The organism is Bacillus sp. FSL R9-9492, from assembly GCF_038007365.1.
Taxonomy (GTDB): domain Bacteria; phylum Bacillota; class Bacilli; order Bacillales; family Bacillaceae_G; genus Bacillus_A; species Bacillus_A mycoides.
Genome location: NZ_JBBOXC010000001.1, coordinates 376922 through 396615 on the forward strand (window position 1 = coordinate 376922; position 19694 = coordinate 396615).

Consider the following 19694-nt stretch of genomic DNA (forward strand, 5'->3'; position numbering starts at 1 on the left):
TTTGATATAGTTGACGTTAAATAGTCGTTAATTAATGATAAGGAGTTAGAGAAAATGATGATAAAAATTGCAGTTGTCGGTTCAAAAGAGTTTATGGAGAATCTTTTACCTATTGCTCATAAACTAGAAGAAATAGAGATTGATCCATATATTTACCTTCATCCAGCAGAATCTTCTGAACTATTAAAGCGTTTAAAACCTTGTGATGCTATCTTTTTCTCGGGTGCCCTACCTTATTATATGGCAAAAGAAATAAGAGAACAATTACCAATTCCAAGTGTATATTTGCAGCAAGACGAGACAACTGTCGCATCTTCACTCCTTTCTATAATATACCATCAAAGTATTCAACCTCATAAAATTTCAATTGATTTAGTAGATCGTTCGTTTATTACAAATGTGTTCCATGACATCGGTCTAAAAGAAACGCCGCAAGTGATGGATTATGAAAATATGTTATGGAGTAATGATGAAATTAAGAGAATCATTGATTTTCATTTAGCTAAATATCAATCTGGAGAGGTTGATTTAGCTTTAACTAGTATTCACGCTGTCTACGATGAACTTCAAAAAATAGGGATTCCTTCAGAGCGTATGATAGATCCAACGCAATCAATTATACATGGGTTAAAAGATGCAAAAATAAAAGCTGAGTTAGCAAAAAGCCATTCAGCTACTGTTGGTGCTTGTATTATATCCTTTATAGAGTTACAAGAAAGCTCGCTTGAACAATTAAATGTAATTTCAAAAGAATTACGTGGTTCATTTAAACAAGTTGATGAAATGACTTTTATTTTGTATACAACTCGTGGTGATATTGAATTGAGTATAAAAACAAATACGATAGATCGTTTATTTATGAATATAGAAGGCGCAGTATCTATTGGATTTGGTTACGGAAAAACAGTAAATGAAGCGGAACAAAATGCAAAAATCGCTCGAGGTTTCGCAAAGAATAATCCGATAGAAAGCTGCTTTTATATACTAACAAGTGATAAAGAATTATTTGGTCCGTTCCCGAAAGAACAGAGAGTACAAAGTTTAAAAAATGATAATCCTGAATTAATGAAAATAGCGAAGGAAACGAAGCTTAGTCCTGCAAACTTGTCAAAAATTATTCAGTTTAGTCAATCGCATCCATCATTGAAATTTACAGCGGCGGATCTTTCTGAGTACTTACAAGTGACTCGGCGATCGACGGAAAGGCTGTTAAAGAAATTAGTTGATTACAGATATGCTAATATTTGCGGCGAGGAAATGCCCTATCAACAAGGGCGCCCTCGTGCAATATATGAGCTGAATTTACCGTTGTATTCGTTTCAAAAATTTTAAGCTTCTAGTTGTGCTTTTTGTTTTTTCAGTAGGTCTGCTTTTTCAATATCAGATAGCTTCGTAATTGTGAAGCCAGTTATACCATAAATGATTGAGATAATAGGTACGATGAAATTCAATATAGCATAAGGAGCATATTCGAATGCACCGACTCCAAGTGTTGCGAGTATAAATACACCACATGTATTCCAAGGTACGAAAACAGAAGTTAATGTTCCACCATCTTCTAATGCTCTGGATAAGTTTTTAGAATGTAGTCCTTTTTCTGTGTACGCATTTGCATACATTCTTGAAGGAACAACAATCGAAATATATTGTTCAGAGCAAGTAAGATTCGTTGCAAAGCAAGATGCGATGGTAGAAGCGATAAGTCCTTTTGATGATGTCGCTAATTTTAAAATTTGATTTACAATTGAGCGAAGAATGCCAGTATGTTCTAGTACTCCGCCGAAAGTCATAGCGACAATTGTCATAGAAACTGTATTCATCATAGAGCTTAAGCCACCACGGTTAAATAGTTCATCTACTAGCTTGTTTCCAGTGTCTATGACAAATCCACTTTGGAGTGCACCGACAGCTGATGAGACAGAGCCACCTTGAATAAAGACTTGTGATAAGAATCCTAAAATAACACCTACGAGAATAGCTGGTATAGCAGGGACTTTTTTAGCGACCAATACCATAACGACTACGGGTATAATTAATAGGAAAGGCGAAATAACAAAGTTTTGTTGCAATACTTGTAACGTTTGATCGATGCTTTTTGCATCGATATTGTTATCACCGAAGCTTCTTCCTAAGAAAGCATAGACGATAAGAGTAATAATTAAACCTGGAATTGTAGTAAATAACATATGACGAATATGTGTGAATAAATCTGTATTTGTTAATCCCGCTGCTAAGTTTGTCGTGTCTGAAAGCGGTGACATTTTATCGCCAAAATAAGAACCGGAAATTATAGCGCCAGCAACCATTGGAGCTGGGATTCCCATACTTAGGCCAATTCCCATTCCAGCAACACCGATTGTTCCCATTGTAGACCAAGAGCTACCGATTGCTAATGCAACGATAGAACAAATAATTGTAATTGAAACTAAAAATAGTGATGGAGTTAAAAGTTTTAAGCCGTAATAAATCATAGTAGCGACGATTCCGCCGCCAATCCAAGCACCGATCGTTAAACCTACAAGAATAATGATAACGATAGCGGGTAATGCAAGGCGAATTCCTTTATACATCGATTCTTCAATGTCATTCCATTTGTAACCGTATCGCCAAGCGACGATCGAAGCAACGGTTGTACCGATAATAAGTGGGACGTGAGGGCTTTGTTCTAATACAACAATTGTAACCATCATAACTGCAACTGTAATGATAATAGGGATTATTGCTATGCCAAAAGGTATTTCTCTTTTCATAAACTGCCTCCTCATTATGTATGTTTGTATTTTTAGAATTGTCGCAAAATAGACGTTATTAAATTATAATAACTAAAAATAGATGTAAGCGTCAATATAAAAACAGAAAATATCGAATCTTCTATTTGTATGGATATCTTTATAAGATGAGTTGAGATCGGGTATTAACGATATTAAAAAATAAACAATTGACTTTTTTCTTAAAATTCAATATGTTCATAAAAACATCTGTTTTTCATAAGTATAATTAATCTGAATGGTTTGTAATTAGGGGAAGGAGAATGAAGCTTTGAAAACATTAGAACTACAAGAGCGTTTAACTGAAATTTTTCAGCATTTACATGAAAACCCTGAAGTAAGCTGGAAGGAATATGAAACGACAGCTTATATTACTAACTTTCTAAAAGAAGAAGGAATTTCATATAAAATATTTGATGATTGCCCTGGCGTGATTGCTGAAATCGGAAGAGGGAATCCAGTTATCGCGATTCGTGCTGATATGGATGCACTATGGCAAGAAGTAGACGGAGAATTTAAAGCGAATCACTCATGCGGCCACGATGCTCATATGACAATTGTGATGGGCCTTATTTTACAATTGAAAAATATGAGATGGGATAGCGGTACTGTTAGATTTATTTTTCAGCCGGCAGAGGAAAAAGGAAATGGTTCCTTAAAGATGGTAGAGAAGGGCGCCGTGGATGATGCTGATTTCTTATTTGGTGTTCATTTAAGGCCGATTGAAGAACTGCCTTTGAAACAAGCAGCCCCATCTATTCGTCACGGAGCTGCAGCATTTTTAGAAGGGATGATTCATGGAGATGATGCACACGGGGCACGCCCACATCAAGGTATAAATGCAATTGATGTCATTTCGATGATCAATATTGGATTGAAAAATATATGGTTACCGCCGCAGACGTCTTATTCTGTTAAGATGACGAGATGCCAAGCTGGTGGTGATAATCTAAATATTATTCCAGGTAACGGGCACTTTAGTTTAGATGTAAGAGCAGAAAATAACATATTACTAGATGAATTGAAGCGAAAAATAGAGCAAGTAATTCAGTCAGCTGAATCAATGGGATCTAAACTTTCTTATGAGTGGATTGATCTCGCACCAGGAGCTGAAGTGTCAGAAGAAGCTGAGCGTTTCATGCGGAAAGGCATTCTTGAAGTGTACGGGGAAGAGGGATGTACTGGACCACTGTATACGACAGGAAGCGATGATTTCCATTACTATACAGTGAAAAGACCCCATTTAAAAGCGGTCATGCTTGGACTAGGGGCGAACTTACAACCTGGATTACACCATCCGTATATGAAGTTTGAACATAGCTGTATAATGGATGGAGTAGAAATATTGAAACAAACTGTATTGAAAGTATTAGAAGACAGGGGCTAGAAAGCTCCTGTTTTTTTGGTAGGAATTTGTTGTTAAGTCGATATATTCGATTTCGCGATAATATAATTTCACGTACCAATTAATTTGATAAAAATGAGCATTCAGTACGTGGTGTATAATAATAGTAATATTTCTTAATAGGAGCAAACGAATGAACGAACAATATTACGATGCTGTATTAAATATAAAAACTGTCGGCGAGCAAAAAGGATTTAATAAGTCTATGCATTATCACCGTTATGAACCGACGCCATATAGCGGATTAGATGAGTTATTGAATCAATATGAAATAACAAGTAGCGATCGAATTGTAGACTTTGGGTGCGGAAAAGGGAGATTGAATTTTTACATGCATCATAAGTGCGATGCATTAGCGGTTGGAATTGAAATGAATGAAGAGTTTTATAAAGAAGCAATGGATAATCGTGATCGTTATGCGCGAAAAGTGAGAAACAGTAAAGATAAAATTCGGTTTGAATGTTGTTTAGCGCAGGAATATGAGATTGATCCGCGTGATAACCGATTTTATTTCTTCAATCCATTTTCTGTACAAGTGTTTATGAACGTAGTAAATAACATTTTGCTTTCAGTAGAAGCGGTGGAGAGAGAAATTGATATTATTTTATACTACCCTTCTGAAGATTATATTTTCTTCTTGGAGAATCAGACTGCATTTGAATTGAAGAAGGAAATAAGATTACCGGGTGCTTATGAGAAGAATGGGAATGAGAGATTTTTAGTTTATACATTAGGATTATAAAAAAAGCAGGTGCCTTGGCACCTGCTTTTTTAAAACTCACGTTTATATAATTAGTTACGGATTAAGTAATCGAATGCACCTAAAGCTGCATTCGCACCTGAACCCATAGAGATGATGATTTGTTTGTACGGATTATTTGTACAGTCACCTGCACCAAACACTCCTGGTACGTTTGTAGCGCCGTGCTTGTCTGTTACGATTTCACCGCGAACGCGTTCAACAGTTTCGCCTAACCAGTCTGTGTTTGGCACAAGACCGATTTGAACGAATACACCTTGTAATTCAACATGGTGTACTTCTTCAGTTTCACGATCGATGTAAGAAATACCGTTTACTTTATCAGTACCAGTGATTTCTTTCGTTTGAACGTTTTTCAGAACAGTTACGTTTGGTAAGCTGTTAAGACGTTCTTGTAATACAGCATCAGCTTTTAATTCTGGCATGAATTCAAGAACAGTTACGTGCTTAACAATACCTGCTAAGTCGATAGCTGCTTCAATACCAGAGTTACCACCGCCGATAACCGCTACATCTTTTCCGATGAATAATGGACCGTCACAGTGTGGGCAGTATGCTACACCTTTGTTTTTGAACTCAGCTTCACCCGGTACGCCAACATTACGCCAGCGAGCACCTGTTGAAACGATTACGCTCTTACTTTTCAGAACAGCGCCGTTTTCAAGTTCCACTTCAATAAGTTCTTTTTTCTCTAAACGTTTCGCACGTTGTAGATTCATTACATCGATGTCGTATTCTTTTACGTGCTCTTCAAGGCTTGCTACTAGCTTAGGACCTTCAGTGCGTTTTACGCTGATGAAGTTCTCAATACCCATAGTATCCATTACTTGACCACCGAAGCGCTCAGCAACGATACCAGTGCGGATGCCTTTACGTGCTGCATAAATTGCTGCACTTGCACCAGCTGGGCCGCCACCAACAACAAGAACATCGTATGGATCTTTATCAGAAAGCTCTGATGCATCTGGACCGTTACCCATTTTAGCTAAAATTTCTTCAAGTGTCATACGACCGCTTCCGAAAGATTCGCCATTTAGGTAAACAGTTGGTACTGCCATGATGTCTTTACTTTCTACTTCCTCTTTAAATGCAGCGCCATCAATCATAGTATGTGTAATACCAGAGTTTAGAACGCTCATCACGTTAAGAGCTTGTACAACATCAGGACAGTTATGACAACTTAGGCTGATATAAGATTCAAAATGATATTCGCCTTGAATGTTTTTGATTTGATCGATTAATTTTTGTTCAACTTTTGGAGCACGTCCACTCACTTGTAGTAAAGCTAACACTAATGAAGTAAATTCGTGTCCTAATGGAATACCAGCGAATACGACACCAGTGTCTTCGCCAGGGCGATTTACGCTAAAGCTTGGTGTTCTCTCTAGTTCAACTTTTTCTACTGTAATCTTAGATGACATAGTAGCTAATTCATCTACTAGAGATAACATATCTTTAGATACGTTATCGTCTCCTGCGCTTACTTTAAGTAAAATATCGTTCTCCATTAACTGAAGGTATTGGGATAGTTGTGTTTTTATATCTGCATCTAGTATCATTTTGATCGAACTCCTTAGATTTTGCCTACAAGGTCAAGGCTTGGTTTAAGTGTTGCAGAACCCTCTTGCCATTTAGCTGGGCAAACTTCACCTGGATTGTTACGTACGTATTGAGCTGCTTTAATTTTGTTAACAAGGATGCTTGCGTCACGGCCGATACCGTCAGCATTGATTTCCATAGATTGGATAACGCCGTCTGGATCGATGATGAATGTACCACGAGCAGCAAGACCTTCTTCTTCCATTAAAACGTTGAAGTTTGTAGTGATTGTGCGAGTTGGGTCACCAATCATAATGTATTCGATTTTGCCGATAGTTTCTGAGCTATCGTGCCATGCTTTGTGAGTGAAGTGAGTGTCTGTAGATACAGAGTATACTTCAACGCCTAAGTCTTTTAGAGTTGCGTATTGGTTTTGTAAGTCTTCAAGTTCAGTTGGACAAACGAATGTGAAGTCTGCTGGATAGAAACAAACTACGCTCCATTTTCCTTTTAAACTTTCGTCAGTAACTTGGATAAATTCTCCATTATGGTAAGCATTAGCTTTAAACGGTTTTACTTCTGTGCCGATTAATAACATATTAAAATTCCTCCTAAAGGTTGGTTTTGAGCATCGGAAATTAGTTTGCTCATAAAATATATTTTTTAATTAACTATAATAATTCTAATTCGATATTAATTATCATATAGAAGTGGTTATTTTGTCAAGAGAATAGACCAACTTTATACCAATTTAATTAATATTTATTCTCAATTAAGGCTGCTAGGGAATTAAAAGGTAATTTTCAAGTCATAAATTTTCAATGAGTGTTTGAAAGAGTAGTGTGTATGTTAGAGACATGGTGTAAGTATAAATTCTTAGGAAGGAAATATTTCTTAGAAGTTGTGGATTTGAAAAGGAACTGCTTACTTCTATTTTACAAAGAATTGTGTAATAAATAAAACAAAATGTATCGGAATCTTTGTGAACAATTATTGTCATCATAAATATATATAATAAGAAGCATATTGCAATGAGAAATAGAAACATTGACGCTCATTTCTAACAAGATATAATAAAAGCGAGATATGTATTGCAATAGAGAAGATGTAGTATAGATTGAAAAAGTTTCAGTCTATTATTTTTTACGGCTTTTAGAAAACGTTTACATTTAGTGTGGAGGGGAAACCATGTCTAAGTTCACGAAGTATTTTTTAATGGAAGCTAAAGATGTGATTGCATATGTGCAAGAGAAATTACCTAAGTTCGAGCATGCAAAGGGGCTAAAGTGTAAAGAAATAGGTGATGGTAATTTAAATTATGTGTTCCGCGTTTGGGATGAACAGAAGAACATTTCTGTCATTGTAAAGCAAGCTGGGGATACAGCGCGTATTTCAGATGAGTTTAAGTTGTCGACGAATCGAATCCGTATAGAATCAGATGTTTTGCGATTAGAAGGAGAGTTAGCATCTGGACTCGTGCCAAATGTATATTTGTTTGATAGTGTGATGAATTGTTGCGTGATGGAAGATTTATCAGATCACACAATATTGCGTACAGCACTCATAAATCATCAAATGTTTCCGAGGCTTGCTGATGATTTAACTACTTTTATGGTAAATACTCTTCTATTAACATCAGATGTTGTAATGAATCATAAAGAGAAGAAGGAACTCGTGAAGAATTATATAAATCCTGAGTTATGTGAGATTACAGAGGACCTCGTATATTCAGAGCCATTCACAAACCATAATAAACGCAACGAATTGTTTCAATTAAATGAAGGATGGATTAGGGAGCATATTTATAGTGATAAAGAGCTTCGTATGGAAGTAGCAAAACTTAAGTTTTCTTTTATGACGAATGCACAAGCGTTGCTTCACGGTGATTTACATACTGGTTCTGTTTTTGTAAAAAGTGATTCTACAAAGGTTATTGATCCTGAATTTGCTTTTTATGGACCTATGGGATATGACGTTGGGAATATAATGGCGAATTTAATGTTTGCTTGGGTGAATGCAGATGCAGTGATGCAATCTGGTATTGAGAAAGATACATATATGAACTGGATAGAATCTACCATGATAGATGTAATTGATTTATTTAAGAAGAAGTTTTTAGATGCTTGGGATATTCATGTGACAGAGATTATGGCGAAAGAAGAAGGCTTTAACCGAGTTTATTTACAATCTGTATTAGAGGATACATCTGCAGTGACGGGTCTTGAGCTAATTCGTCGTATTGTTGGTCTAGCGAAGGTAAAGGATATTACTTGTATTGAGAATGATGCAGCGCGTGCTAGAGCGGAGCGGATTTGTCTTCAGGCAGCGAGGAAGTTTATTTTACAAGCGAATCAATATGAAACAGGTAGTAGCTTTGTAGAAACGTTAAAAAAACAGTCAATGCATAGTGCGAAATAAGGGGAGAAGATGATGGCAGAGCAATTAATACCAATTCAGTGGAAAGATGATGCTTTAGTGTTATTGGATCAAACGGTATTACCGAACGAAGTAGTCTATGAATCTTTTAAAACGGCTGAGGGTGTGTGGGATGCGATTCAAGTAATGAAAGTACGAGGAGCGCCGGCAATAGGGGTTTCAGCAGCCTACGGTGTGTATTTAGGAGTAAAGGAAGTTGCGGAAAGTTCGGCGGAAGAATTCATAGCGGAAGTAAAAAAGGTATGTGCATACTTAGCGACATCAAGACCGACGGCAGTAAATTTATTTTGGGCGCTTGAAAGAATGGAAAGTGTCGCGAAAGAGAATGCTCACTTATCAATTGCGCAGTTGAAAGATAGATTATTAGAAGAAGCAAAAGAGATTCATAGAGAAGATGAAGAAATTAACCGTCAAATTGGAGAACATGCATTAACATTATTCCATGATGGTATGGGGGTATTAACGCATTGTAATGCAGGTGCGTTAGCAACGACTAAGTATGGAACTGCGACAGCTCCAATGTACTTAGCGAAAGAAAAAGGATGGGACTTAAAAATCTATTCCGATGAAACACGCCCTAGATTACAAGGTTCAACGTTAACGGCATTAGAACTGCAGCGAGCGGGAATTGATGTCACGGTCATTACAGATAATATGGCGGCAATGGTCATGTCACAAGGGAAAATCGATGCAGTAATCGTTGGATGTGATCGTGTAGCAGCAAACGGGGATGTAGCAAATAAAATTGGAACATTAGGTGTTTCGATTTTGGCTAAATATTATAACATTCCATTTTATGTAGCAGCACCAACGCCGACAATTGATTTGAAAACACTGACAGGAAAAGAAATTCCAATTGAAGAAAGAGATGCTTCTGAAGTGATCAATCGTTTCGGACAATACTCTGCTCCGCAAGAAAGTAAAGTATACAATCCGGCATTTGATGTCACGCCATATGAAAATGTAACAGCGATTATTACGGAAAAAGGGATTGTAAAAGCACCGTTTATGGAGAATTTAAAAAAGCTATTTCAATAAGTAGATAGTTTTTAGAAAAATAGTCATCATAAGTTTCTTACTAGGGGGATGTATATGTTACTGCAAAAAGAAAGAGAAGAAGTTGTAGCGTACGGAAAGAAAATGATTTCTAGTGGTTTAACAAAGGGGACTGGCGGTAATATTAGTATTTTCAATCGTGAACAAGGTCTTGTTGCAATTAGCCCAAGTGGTCTAGATTATTATGAAACGACGCCTGAAGATGTAGTTATATTGAATTTAGATGGTGAAGTGATAGAAGGAGAGAGAAAACCATCAAGCGAATTAGATATGCACCTTATCTATTATAGAAATCGTGAAGATATAAATGCGCTTGTGCATACACATTCTCCTTACGCGAAGACAATCGCATCATTAGGGTGGGAACTTCCTGCAGTATCGTATTTAATTGCTTTTGCAGGCCCGAATGTACGCTGTGCACCGTATGAAACATTTGGTACGGAGCAATTAGCAGAGGCTGCTTTCGAGGGCATGATTGATCGCCGTGCAGTTTTACTTGCGAACCATGGTTTAATGGCCGGAGCGAATAATATAAAAATGGCGTTTACTATTGCAGAAGAAATAGAGTTTTGTGCTCAAATTTATTATCAAACGAAAAGTGTCGGAGAACCGAAATTACTGCCAGAAGACGAGATGGAGAATTTGGCGAAGAAGTTTGAAGGGTATGGGCAGCAGTAGAATGAAATGAAAACACCCTCAAGAAAAAAATCTTGAGGGTGTTTCTCTATGCCTTCTTCAATAACAAATACATAAAGTAGGGTGCACCAATTAAAGCAACGACAATACCAGCTGGAATACCGCTAGGTTCGACGATATTTCGTCCAATTGTATCCGCTAGTAGTAATAACCATCCGCCGATTAAAACGGCGATAGGGATGAATATTTGATGCCTTGGACCTACTAAAGATTTGGCGATGTGAGGAGCCATAAGTCCGATAAAGCTAATGCCTCCTGTTACGGAAACAGCAGCGGCAGCAAGTGCAACGGCGGCGATTAATAAGTATCTTCGTTCTTTTTCAATTTCAATTCCAACACCGATTGCTACTGGTTCGTTTAATGCTAGTATATTTAATCGATTTGCTTTATAGAAGACAAATGGGATTAATACGATTAGCCATGGAAGCATTGCTAAAACAAATGTCCAGTCATCTCCCCAAATGTTTCCGGCAATCCATTTAGCGATAAAGTCTACTTTCATACGATCTGCAGATGAAATAAGTACAATCATCGCGCCAGATAGTGCAAATGAAAAACCGATGCCGGTTAATGTTAATCTTATTGGCTGAAGGCCTGTGGATTTGCTATATGAAAATACGTAAATTAGAACAGCTGTTAGAAACGCACCGATAAATCCAACGACTGGTAGTAGGTAAAGAAATGAACCTACGTCTATCGGGAAGTATAGAAAGAAAACAGAAACTGCAACACCAGCACCAGCGTTAATGCCGAGAATACCAGGTTCAGCTAAATCATTTCGGGTAATACCTTGTAATATAGCACCTGATAAAGCGAGTGCCATACCGGCTAATAATGTAATGACGATTCTAGGTAGCCTTAAAGAATATAAAACGAATTCTTCTTTAAATGTACCTTGTCCCATAAGTGTTGGGATTAATCTGTCATAGGAGAGAGCGGCAGAACCGAGTCCCATTCCAATTACAATTGTTGTGATGGTAAGTATGAGTAATGCAAGTATGATAAGGCGTTGTTTCTTTAGAATAGATTGCATCATGAGAAAGATCTTCCTCCTTTACGTACAATAAATAGGAAGAATGGTAATCCTACAATTGCGACGATTGCAGCAACTGGTGTTTCATACGGAGCGTTAATTGTACGTCCGATTGTATCTGCGAGCAGCATAAAGGAAGCACCAGCGATCGCTGACATCGGTATAACAAAACGGTAATCTGGTCCAACGATTGGACGAACCATATGAGGTATCATTAAGCCGATAAATGCCATGTTTCCGACAAGCGCTACAGAAGCACCTGCAAGCAAGATAATAATGATAAATAAAATTGTTTTAATGACGATAATTTTTTGGCCGAGTCCAACAGCAACTTCTTCACTGAAACTAAGGACTGTCAATTTTCTCGCAAGTAAGATAGCGAGAAATATACTTATTGAAATAACCGGAATAATAATTTTTAATTGGCTCCAACTCGTTCCAATTACTCCCCCGGCAGTCCACATTGATACATCTTGTGAAATTTTAAAGTAAATGCCAACACCTTCTGAGATTGCAAGTAGAAATGCTGAAACAGCAGCACCAGCTAATACAATTCGAAGAGGGGAAAGTCCGCCCTTTTTCACCATGCCAATTCCAAATACCATAATAGCGCCAATTGCAGCACCGATAAAGCAAGCTAGTGTTAAGTAAAGGTAGCTTATAGAAGGATTGAAGGCAAGTGTTAGTGCAAGTGCAGCATTTGCGCCACCAGTTAGGCCAAGTAATCCAGGATCGGCAAGTGGGTTTCGCGTTAATCCTTGCATAATTGCACCAGAAACAGCGAGTCCAGCTCCTACAAAAATAGCAGCAACTTCACGTGGTAAACGTATTTCACGAAGGATGGATAGCTTATCTCCTTTAGCAGAGGAAGTAAGTGCTAACCATACGTCTTTTATAGAAGTATCTGCAGCGCCTAACACCATTGCAAACATAAAAATAAGAAAGAATGCAATGATACTCAAAATTAATTTGTATGTAAAAGCGTTGGAACGTAGGTTGTCTTGCTCTTTTTTCATTCGTTTCACATCTTTTCTTTTCATAGAATAAAGGAAGAGGAATTCTTAAATTAAGAATTCCTCATGTTTGTATTATTGACCAAGAAAGCTCTTCTTGAAGAAGTCTAGTTGGAAATCTAATGTAAGTGGATCATTGAAATAGAATTCCATCATGTTTGCTTCATATACACGATTATTTTTTACTGCTGGAATGTTTTTATATGATTCTGTCTCTTGGAATGAGTTATCAGTATCTTTGTTTTTACTTACGATTAAGTAATCACCAGCAAACTCAGGTAATACCTCAGTAGATAATGCGTAATATCCTTCTTTTAAAGCTTTTTCTTTTACTTTTTCAGGCATTTTTAATTTCATTTCTTGGTAAAGAATTTCTGTTCCGCGGCCCCAGTTTTCGCCGTATACGTAAAGCTGTTTGTTGAAGTTTTCAACAACAGAAACTGTTGCATCTTCACCAATCTTCGCTTTAATGTCTTTTCCAGCTGTTTGTGCGCGTTTCTTGAAATCATCAACCCAAGTTTTTGCTTCTTTTTCTTTATTTAATAATTTACCGATTTCTAAGTGTTGTGTTAAGTAATCAACTTTTCCGTAAGTGTATGTTACAGTAGGAGCGATTTTCTTTAACTTATCAACATTTTTAATATTTGATAAACCAATGATTAAATCTGGATTTAATTCTGCAATCTTTTCAACATTTTCATCTGATACTTCAGCGACATTTTTCAGTTTGCTATCGAAACGTGGGTTTTGTTTAGACCATGAATCTACCCCAACAAGATTTACACCTAATGACATTACGTTACCAGCGAATGATGATAGGACAACAACACGTTGTGGATTTGCTGGAACTTCTACTTTACCATTTTCAGATTGGTATGTAATTGTTTCTGATTTCTTACCTTTTGCGTCGTTCTTCTTGTCTGTTGAACCGTTGCTACAAGCACTCATAACAAGGACGAACAGAACTGTTAGTGAAATAAATAATTTTTTCATCGTCTTTCTCCTTTTGATAGATGATATGTGATATACAATAAATTGTTTAGCTTTGATTTTTTGAAAAGTTAGTGGTAATACAAAAGTCTTATTAACAATCTTGAACTTGAGATTTTACCATGTAGTATTCACCATAGTAATAGAAGAAGATGTAACCTCACAGTTGCTAATAATTAACAAATTGATAATGATTATCACTATTGATTCTTTAAATACTATAATTTTATATAGGTGTATTGTCAATAGTGATTTTGATTGTAAAATTTATAAAAACAAGTTATATTTTATTGAGAATGATAATCAATTATTAGTAGCTGAGGAGTGACACGAATGAATCAAGAAGAATTGTTTGATGTAACTGTGATAGGCGGAGGACCTGCAGGGCTTTATTCAGCTTTTTATAGTGGACTAAGAGAGATGAAAACGAAAATAATAGAATTTCAACCACAGTTAGGTGGAAAAATACATGTTTATCCGGAGAAAATGATTTGGGATATTGGCGGATTATTACCGGTTACTGGTGAGAAATTAATTGAGCAACTTGTACAACAAGGATTAACATTTCAGCCTGAAGTTGTATTGAATACAAAAATAGAATCAATTATTCGTAATCAGGATGGCATTTTTACGTTAACAACAAGCTCTGGGGAAGAACATTTTTCAAAAACAGTGATCGTCGCAACTGGGAGTGGTATATTGAATCCACAAAAGTTATCAATTGAAGGTGCTGAGAGATTCGAAGTCTCAAATTTAAATTATACAGTTAAATCGTTAAAACGTTTCAAAGATAAAACGGTAATTATTTCAGGCGGAGGGAACTCCGCAATTGATTGGGCGAACGAATTAGAACCAATCGCGAAAAAAGTTTATTTAACATATAGAAAAGAAGAATTATCTGGTCATGAAGCACAAGTAAAACAACTTATGAACAGTTCAGCAGAATGTTTCTTTAATACATCGATTACAAAATTAATTGCTGGTGATAACCATGAAGCGATTGAATATGTAGAATTAACAAATCATGAAACTGGAGAAGTTTCTCATTTATCTATCGATGAAGTTATTATTAATCATGGATATGAACGTGACATTACATTATTGGAAAATAGTGAGTTAGACGTTGCGATTATAGATAATTATTATATTGCAGGTAATGCAAATAGTGAGTCTTCTGTAGACGGATTATATGCCGCTGGAGATATTTTAAAGCATGACGGAAAATTACATTTAATTGCAGGGGCATTCCAAGATGCTGGAAACGCTGTGAATAAAGCGAAACAATTTATTCAACCTGATGCAAGTGAGTACGGAATGGTTTCTTCCCATAATGAAGTATTTAAGAAGAGAAATCGAGAATTGATTAAGCAGATGATGAAATAATAAAGGAACAAGTATACCCCCATTTACATCTCTATTTCTATGGATGAGAGATACAAATGGGGTTTTTCCTGTTTACTATATTTTCAATCATTTTCATGACACCGTTTTCATTAGTTCATGTCATATGAATGTATTTCTATAAAAAGGGAATACAAAGACTTGAACATTTTATTTGTAAATCTTTCTAGGAAACAATGAATCTATAGTTGGTTTGTGCGGACCATTATTAAATTATGCTGTCCCTTTTTCCTGTTCATTAGGAAATGGAATATTTTGTATAGAAATAATATATTGTTTTCCATGTTGTCGAGCTAATGATTCTAATATTTGACGAACGCGTTTTGTAAGATTGCCTTGTTTTTTTATAGCTTCACAATATGCATCATAGAAAACGTATTTAGCCCAAAGGAAATCATCTTGTTGGAATAAGAAATGATTTTTGTACCATTCACCAATCGTATGATAACAATTATTTTCATGTACTGCTGCACTTTGTGAAAGAATACGATCGGATAAAGATTTAGATAGATGAGAAATTGTGTTTTCTGTTTCAACTCGTAATGTTTTTTCTAACATTGTAATGATGTGACGAGTAGCCATATGTTAACTCTCCTTTGTGTAAATGGGTAATACCATTCTATATTTAAAAAAATACTTACTATACTATTATACAATATATGGAATGCATCTACCTGCTTTTTAATTTGTATTTACAAAATCTTTTTTATTTGTTTACAAAAATAAAGTAAGATACATTATGTATATGAAAAAATAATAAAGGAATGAACACATTGTATATAACGATAGAAGAGGCTGCGGAGTATTTGAAATTACCAAAATCGTATGTTGAAGACTTAATTCAGCAAAAGAAAGTTCGTACATTGTTTGATGGAGAGCAATATTTAATAAATAAGGAACAGTTTAATACACATTTAGAACAAATGGAGAAATATAAGCAGTTAGTGGAAGAAATATTAAATGAACCAATTCCAGAAGATATGGATGTTAAAGACGAAGATTAAATTTATAAAAAGCCCCCGTATTAAGATATGCAGAAATGTATCTTAATACGGGGGCTTTTTATATTAAGGGATGAAAAAGTCATCCGAAATCCTAGAGTTACTTTAAGGGAAAGAAGATTTTATAGGGATTAGTACTATTAGTTAAAAGCATATTTTTTCATAGCGGGGACAAACATAGCGAACATAACCTGTACAGATACATATACTATCAGTGCAAAAGCTTATAAATTAATGGAAGGGGTTTTCTCGTGAGTTTATTTCATTGTGATTTTTTGAAAGACTTAATTGGATCTTACGTGAGAGTAAATAGGGGTGGTCCAGAATCTCAAAAAGGAATAATAGTTGGAGTATGTTCGGATTACTTTGTATTAAAGAATGAAAAAGGAGAGCTGTATTACTATCAGCTTCGCCATCTAAAAAGCATTACAAAAAACACGAAAGATTGTGAAGCGGATGATTGTGGATGGTTTGAATGTGAATATGACTTTGAAAAGCTACTTCAAAGCTTTAAATATCGCTGGGTGAAAATTAATCGCGGTGGTCCAGAAAAAGTTGAAGGTATTTTACAAGATGTTTCTTGTGAGTTTGTGACATTAATTGCAAAAGAAGAAATTATATTAATTGCAGTGTCCCATATAAAGAGTGTCACAGTAGAGTGCAGAGAGAGCGAAGAAAGTAATAGTGAAAGCAATAGTGAAAGTGATAATTCGGGTCGAGCTCGCGCACAAAGACAATCAAATAGAGGAAGATAATAAGAAAGGAGGATACAACCTTGGAGAGTGTATTATGCTGTGAGCAAATTAAGTGTTTAGTCGGTGAGACTGTAAAAGTAAATCTTGGTGGACCAGAGAGTCGGGTGGGGATACTTGTATCGTTAGGGAGAGATTACCTTACATTACAACTTCCTCTTGGTGAATTAGTATATTACCAATTGAAACATGTGAAGAGTTTAGTGAAGAAAGTGAAAGAAAGTAAATGTGGCGATTGCTATAGTTCATGTTTCTGCTCTGATGATGATACTTTTGTCGATGTATTACGTGACCTGAAGTATAAGTGGGTAAAGATTAATCGCGGTGGACCAGAGTGTGTAGAAGGTTTATTAAGTGATGTGCATGAAGAATGTATTACACTAGTAAACTGTGATGAAGTCATTTATATAATTAATTATCATATTAAGAGTGTGAGTCAAGTAGTTAAATGTAAAAAGAATGAAGATGAATAATGTTTAATAAATAAGAGGGGCATTATGATTGAAAGTGAAGAATAATTTCTTATTTCGCTGCAATTATTTTGCGGTATATGAAAAAGAATTTCTTACTATTAAAAGATAGAACATTGCCCCTGATTATTTTTTAGAAATGTAAGACAGGAAAAGTAGTATTTCATAGGAAGGAGGATATAGATGAATGAGTTAAATAAAAATATTGGAGAAAACATATACGTTAAATTGATCGGTGAAAAAAAATTTAAAGGTGTATTAATTGATGTAGGAAATGATATTGTAGTTCTTTACAATGGACAAGACTATGTATATATATCTTTATACCATATCCAGTATTATAAATTTTTAAGAGAGCATGATGAAGAAATATTAAAGCCTGGTGTGGACTCTGTAATTAAGAGGGAATCACCTTCAATTTCTTTGAGAAAAGTATTAATCACATCTAAAGGGATTTTTACAGAAATTTATGTGGCAGGAAATGTTCCGATACACGGTTATGTTACAAGTGTAATGAACGATTATATTGTTTTTTATAGTCCAGTTTATAAAACGGTATATATATCTTTAAAGCATTTGAAATGGCTAATTCCTTATAAAGAGAACCAAGTCCCTTATTCCCTCAATAAAAATGAACTCCCCGTAAATCCATTAAATATTACTTTAGCGAGAACGTTTGAAGAACAGCTTATTAAAATGTCTGGGAAAATTATGGTGTTTGATTTAGGTGAAGAGTCTAATAAAATCGGAAAGATGGCGAAAATTGATGAAGGGCATATTGAAATATTAAAAGCACGTGATGCAAAAATGTATGTAAATATTCAACATGTAAAATCTGTCCATTGTCCGTAGACTAGTTGAAAGGGCTGGCTTTTTCTTATATAGGGAAGAAAAGGTCGAGCCTATTTGTTTAATTCGATTTGGATATGAGGGGGAAAATGAATTGAATATCATATAGGTATGTTAGTGTGATCTTTGAAGGGGCAATCTTGTACTAAAGATGTACGAGCTACCTTTTGGTGTATTCAACTCACTTTTGAGGAAGTGCTGCTCAACTACTTTATTAAAGGGGTTTTGTTTGTGGAGCAGTTTCCAGATTCGTTTTCGATTACATTACTTGGCAGTGCGGGTGGAGCAGCAAAAGCAGTGTTAGCAATTTTGAATCAAGCGGTAGTAAATGAAAAAGATCCAATTTATGAAGTGATAAAGAATGTGAACTTCCATTTGGTGGATATAAAACAAAAAGATAAAAGTTATTATGATGAGTTGTTTCCAAATTTGAAAGAGCAATTTTTTTTATATGAAATAGACCTTCAAGATGTAGTCAAATTTAAACATCATTTAAAGGAAAAAAGAACGAAGGTTGTTATTGATGTTTCAGGTGCAGATACAATTAGGGTACTGAGTTGTTGTAATGACCTTGGCATTTGTTATATTAATTCGGCTTTGGAAAATGAGGCAGTAGATCAAGACGATAGTTTACTTGGTTTTCAGCTTACGGAAAGGTATACGAGGTTTGAAAAGGAGAAAGAAACATTTACAAATACAAGAGCGATTATAGGCTCAGGTATGAATCCTGGTGTTGTTCAATGGATGGTTGTTGAGCTTATGAAAGAACGTCCAAATGAAAAGCCGCGAGCATGCTATATTGTAGAACATGATAATTCATTTTTGAATGATAAAGAGCTTATAAAACCTCATACACTTTATGCATCATGGGCAGTTGAGCGTTTTCTTGATGAAGCGATATGGAGTTATCCTATGTATATGAGTCATCATCGTCCACTTTACTTTTATGAGGATGTATATGCTTCAGAGTATAAAGTAAAGTTAGGTGAAAAAGAATTTTATGGTTGCTTAATGCCACATGAAGAAGTTTTAATTTTAGGGAAATCTTTTAATATGGAAGTGGGTTTTCTTTATCGGATCAATGAGTATACAACAAACTTAATTAGACAGAACTTAGACAAAGTGGAAGATTTATGGAATTGGAATCGTAAAGTATTTAATCCAGCAGAAGATGATATTATAGGAGAAGATTTAGTCGGTGTGTTACTCGTTTATGAACATAATGAGACATACATGTATAATGTAATGAATAGTAGCCAAGTTTTTCAAAAATATAAAACAAATGCGACGTACTTCCAAGTGGGGTGTGGAATTTATGCTGGCTTATGTAGTTTACTGTTAGATACTTTTGGACAAGGCGCTTATTATGTAGAAGAATTATTATTAAATACTGAAAGTAAGTACGGGGAATATTTAAATTTATATATGAAGGATTTTGTAGTAGGATATAATAATTTTACAGATGGATTGCTAAATGATAGGGTAAGATGGATATAAATTGTAACTGAAAAGGAAGGAGCTGTAT

At 35.5% G+C, this 19694-nt stretch carries 19 protein-coding genes; 12 read left to right on the forward strand and 7 right to left on the reverse strand.

Annotated elements, in window-relative coordinates; translation table 11 throughout:
• Window positions 1-54: 54 nt before the first annotated feature.
• Window positions 55-1332: a hypothetical protein gene (locus MKY70_RS02010; protein WP_016126495.1), complete on the forward strand. Its 1278-nt coding sequence runs from the start codon at window positions 55-57 to the stop codon at window positions 1330-1332.
• Here MKY70_RS02010 and nhaC read toward each other — a convergent pair.
• A complete protein-coding gene (gene nhaC, locus MKY70_RS02015) occupies window positions 1329-2750 on the reverse strand; it encodes a Na+/H+ antiporter NhaC (protein ID WP_002010164.1) in 1422 nt (473 codons plus the stop codon). The genes MKY70_RS02010 and nhaC overlap by 4 nt on opposite strands.
• A gap of 289 nt (window positions 2751-3039) precedes the next feature.
• On the opposite strand from nhaC, the gene MKY70_RS02020 reads away from it, so the two are divergent.
• The gene (locus MKY70_RS02020; protein ID WP_002029510.1) at window positions 3040-4155 is read left to right on the forward strand and encodes a M20 peptidase aminoacylase family protein; all 1116 of its coding nucleotides are present in this window, start codon (window positions 3040-3042) and stop codon (window positions 4153-4155) included.
• A gap of 151 nt (window positions 4156-4306) precedes the next feature.
• Window positions 4307-4915, forward strand: a complete 609-nt coding sequence (locus MKY70_RS02025; protein ID WP_002029511.1) for an SAM-dependent methyltransferase — start codon at window positions 4307-4309, stop codon at window positions 4913-4915.
• Between the two features lie 50 nt (window positions 4916-4965).
• On the opposite strand, the gene ahpF is transcribed toward MKY70_RS02025, so the two are convergent.
• Entirely contained in the window at window positions 4966-6492 is a 1527-nt protein-coding gene (gene ahpF / locus MKY70_RS02030; protein WP_002029512.1) for an alkyl hydroperoxide reductase subunit F, read from the reverse strand.
• 14 nt (window positions 6493-6506) lie between these two features.
• Window positions 6507-7070 carry an alkyl hydroperoxide reductase subunit C gene (ahpC, locus tag MKY70_RS02035; RefSeq protein ID WP_000924420.1) on the reverse strand — a complete coding sequence of 188 codons (564 nt, stop codon included), beginning with the start codon at window positions 7068-7070 and terminating at the stop codon, window positions 6507-6509.
• 590 nt (window positions 7071-7660) lie between these two features.
• On the opposite strand from ahpC, the gene mtnK reads away from it, so the two are divergent.
• From mtnK to MKY70_RS02050, 3 genes are read left to right on the forward strand one after another with little or no spacing between them, the layout of a single operon-like run.
• Window positions 7661-8890, forward strand: a complete 1230-nt coding sequence (mtnK, locus tag MKY70_RS02040) for an S-methyl-5-thioribose kinase (protein WP_088031349.1) — start codon at window positions 7661-7663, stop codon at window positions 8888-8890.
• Window positions 8891-8902: 12 nt separating this feature from the next.
• Window positions 8903-9946 carry an S-methyl-5-thioribose-1-phosphate isomerase gene (gene mtnA / locus MKY70_RS02045; RefSeq protein ID WP_033708738.1) on the forward strand — a complete coding sequence of 348 codons (1044 nt, stop codon included), beginning with the start codon at window positions 8903-8905 and terminating at the stop codon, window positions 9944-9946.
• A gap of 54 nt (window positions 9947-10000) precedes the next feature.
• A complete protein-coding gene (locus MKY70_RS02050) occupies window positions 10001-10642 on the forward strand; it encodes an L-fuculose-phosphate aldolase (RefSeq protein ID WP_002029515.1) in 642 nt (213 codons plus the stop codon).
• A 46-nt stretch (window positions 10643-10688) separates the two neighbouring features.
• Here the strand turns inward: MKY70_RS02050 and MKY70_RS02055 are convergent, their stop codons facing one another.
• The 3 genes from MKY70_RS02055 to MKY70_RS02065 are packed head-to-tail and all read right to left on the reverse strand — an operon-like array spanning window position 10689 to window position 13699.
• The gene (locus MKY70_RS02055; RefSeq protein WP_033708739.1) at window positions 10689-11696 is read right to left on the reverse strand and encodes a FecCD family ABC transporter permease; all 1008 of its coding nucleotides are present in this window, start codon (window positions 11694-11696) and stop codon (window positions 10689-10691) included.
• A complete protein-coding gene (locus MKY70_RS02060; protein ID WP_140152309.1) occupies window positions 11693-12733 on the reverse strand; it encodes a FecCD family ABC transporter permease in 1041 nt (346 codons plus the stop codon). The genes MKY70_RS02055 and MKY70_RS02060 overlap by 4 nt, the downstream gene beginning before the upstream one ends.
• 48 nt (window positions 12734-12781) lie before the next feature.
• Window positions 12782-13699: an iron-hydroxamate ABC transporter substrate-binding protein gene (locus MKY70_RS02065; RefSeq protein WP_000732562.1), complete on the reverse strand. Its 918-nt coding sequence runs from the start codon at window positions 13697-13699 to the stop codon at window positions 12782-12784.
• A gap of 330 nt (window positions 13700-14029) precedes the next feature.
• On the opposite strand from MKY70_RS02065, the gene MKY70_RS02070 reads away from it, so the two are divergent.
• Window positions 14030-15079 carry an NAD(P)/FAD-dependent oxidoreductase gene (locus MKY70_RS02070; RefSeq protein ID WP_033708740.1) on the forward strand — a complete coding sequence of 350 codons (1050 nt, stop codon included), beginning with the start codon at window positions 14030-14032 and terminating at the stop codon, window positions 15077-15079.
• 231 nt (window positions 15080-15310) lie between these two features.
• Here MKY70_RS02070 and MKY70_RS02075 read toward each other — a convergent pair whose 3' ends face one another.
• Window positions 15311-15679: a hypothetical protein gene (locus MKY70_RS02075; protein WP_002139452.1), complete on the reverse strand. Its 369-nt coding sequence runs from the start codon at window positions 15677-15679 to the stop codon at window positions 15311-15313.
• A 182-nt stretch (window positions 15680-15861) separates the two neighbouring features.
• Between MKY70_RS02075 and MKY70_RS02080 the strand changes: the two genes are divergently transcribed.
• The 5 genes from MKY70_RS02080 (at window position 15862) to MKY70_RS02100 (ending at window position 19666) form a co-directional block, all read left to right on the forward strand.
• Window positions 15862-16101 (forward strand): helix-turn-helix domain-containing protein, encoded by a 240-nt coding sequence (locus MKY70_RS02080; protein ID WP_341022918.1) that lies wholly within the window; start codon window positions 15862-15864, stop codon window positions 16099-16101.
• 248 nt (window positions 16102-16349) lie between these two features.
• Window positions 16350-16853, forward strand: a complete 504-nt coding sequence (locus MKY70_RS02085; RefSeq protein ID WP_088031347.1) for a spore coat protein — start codon at window positions 16350-16352, stop codon at window positions 16851-16853.
• Between the two features lie 20 nt (window positions 16854-16873).
• A complete protein-coding gene (locus MKY70_RS02090) occupies window positions 16874-17323 on the forward strand; it encodes a spore coat protein (protein ID WP_088031346.1) in 450 nt (149 codons plus the stop codon).
• A gap of 180 nt (window positions 17324-17503) precedes the next feature.
• A complete protein-coding gene (locus MKY70_RS02095) occupies window positions 17504-18172 on the forward strand; it encodes a DUF2642 domain-containing protein (protein ID WP_088031345.1) in 669 nt (222 codons plus the stop codon).
• 228 nt (window positions 18173-18400) lie between these two features.
• Window positions 18401-19666 (forward strand): S-adenosylmethionine decarboxylase related protein, encoded by a 1266-nt coding sequence (locus MKY70_RS02100; protein WP_341022923.1) that lies wholly within the window; start codon window positions 18401-18403, stop codon window positions 19664-19666.
• The last annotated feature ends 28 nt before the right edge of the window (window positions 19667-19694 follow it).

Coding starts and splice junctions, on each gene's coding strand:
- MKY70_RS02010 (WP_016126495.1), top strand. CDS start 55: ATGATGATAAAAATTGCAGTTGTCGGTTCAAAAGAGTTTATGGAGAAT.
- nhaC (WP_002010164.1), bottom strand. CDS start 2,750: ATGAAAAGAGAAATACCTTTTGGCATAGCAATAATCCCTATTATCATT.
- MKY70_RS02025 (WP_002029511.1), top strand. CDS start 4,307: ATGAACGAACAATATTACGATGCTGTATTAAATATAAAAACTGTCGGC.
- ahpF (WP_002029512.1), bottom strand. CDS start 6,492: ATGATACTAGATGCAGATATAAAAACACAACTATCCCAATACCTTCAG.
- ahpC (WP_000924420.1), bottom strand. CDS start 7,070: ATGTTATTAATCGGCACAGAAGTAAAACCGTTTAAAGCTAATGCTTAC.
- mtnK (WP_088031349.1), top strand. CDS start 7,661: ATGTCTAAGTTCACGAAGTATTTTTTAATGGAAGCTAAAGATGTGATT.
- mtnA (WP_033708738.1), top strand. CDS start 8,903: ATGGCAGAGCAATTAATACCAATTCAGTGGAAAGATGATGCTTTAGTG.
- MKY70_RS02050 (WP_002029515.1), top strand. CDS start 10,001: ATGTTACTGCAAAAAGAAAGAGAAGAAGTTGTAGCGTACGGAAAGAAA.
- MKY70_RS02055 (WP_033708739.1), bottom strand. CDS start 11,696: ATGATGCAATCTATTCTAAAGAAACAACGCCTTATCATACTTGCATTA.
- MKY70_RS02060 (WP_140152309.1), bottom strand. CDS start 12,733: ATGAAAAGAAAAGATGTGAAACGAATGAAAAAAGAGCAAGACAACCTA.
- MKY70_RS02065 (WP_000732562.1), bottom strand. CDS start 13,699: ATGAAAAAATTATTTATTTCACTAACAGTTCTGTTCGTCCTTGTTATG.
- MKY70_RS02070 (WP_033708740.1), top strand. CDS start 14,030: ATGAATCAAGAAGAATTGTTTGATGTAACTGTGATAGGCGGAGGACCT.
- MKY70_RS02075 (WP_002139452.1), bottom strand. CDS start 15,679: ATGGCTACTCGTCACATCATTACAATGTTAGAAAAAACATTACGAGTT.
- MKY70_RS02080 (WP_341022918.1), top strand. CDS start 15,862: ATGAACACATTGTATATAACGATAGAAGAGGCTGCGGAGTATTTGAAA.
- MKY70_RS02095 (WP_088031345.1), top strand. CDS start 17,504: ATGAATGAGTTAAATAAAAATATTGGAGAAAACATATACGTTAAATTG.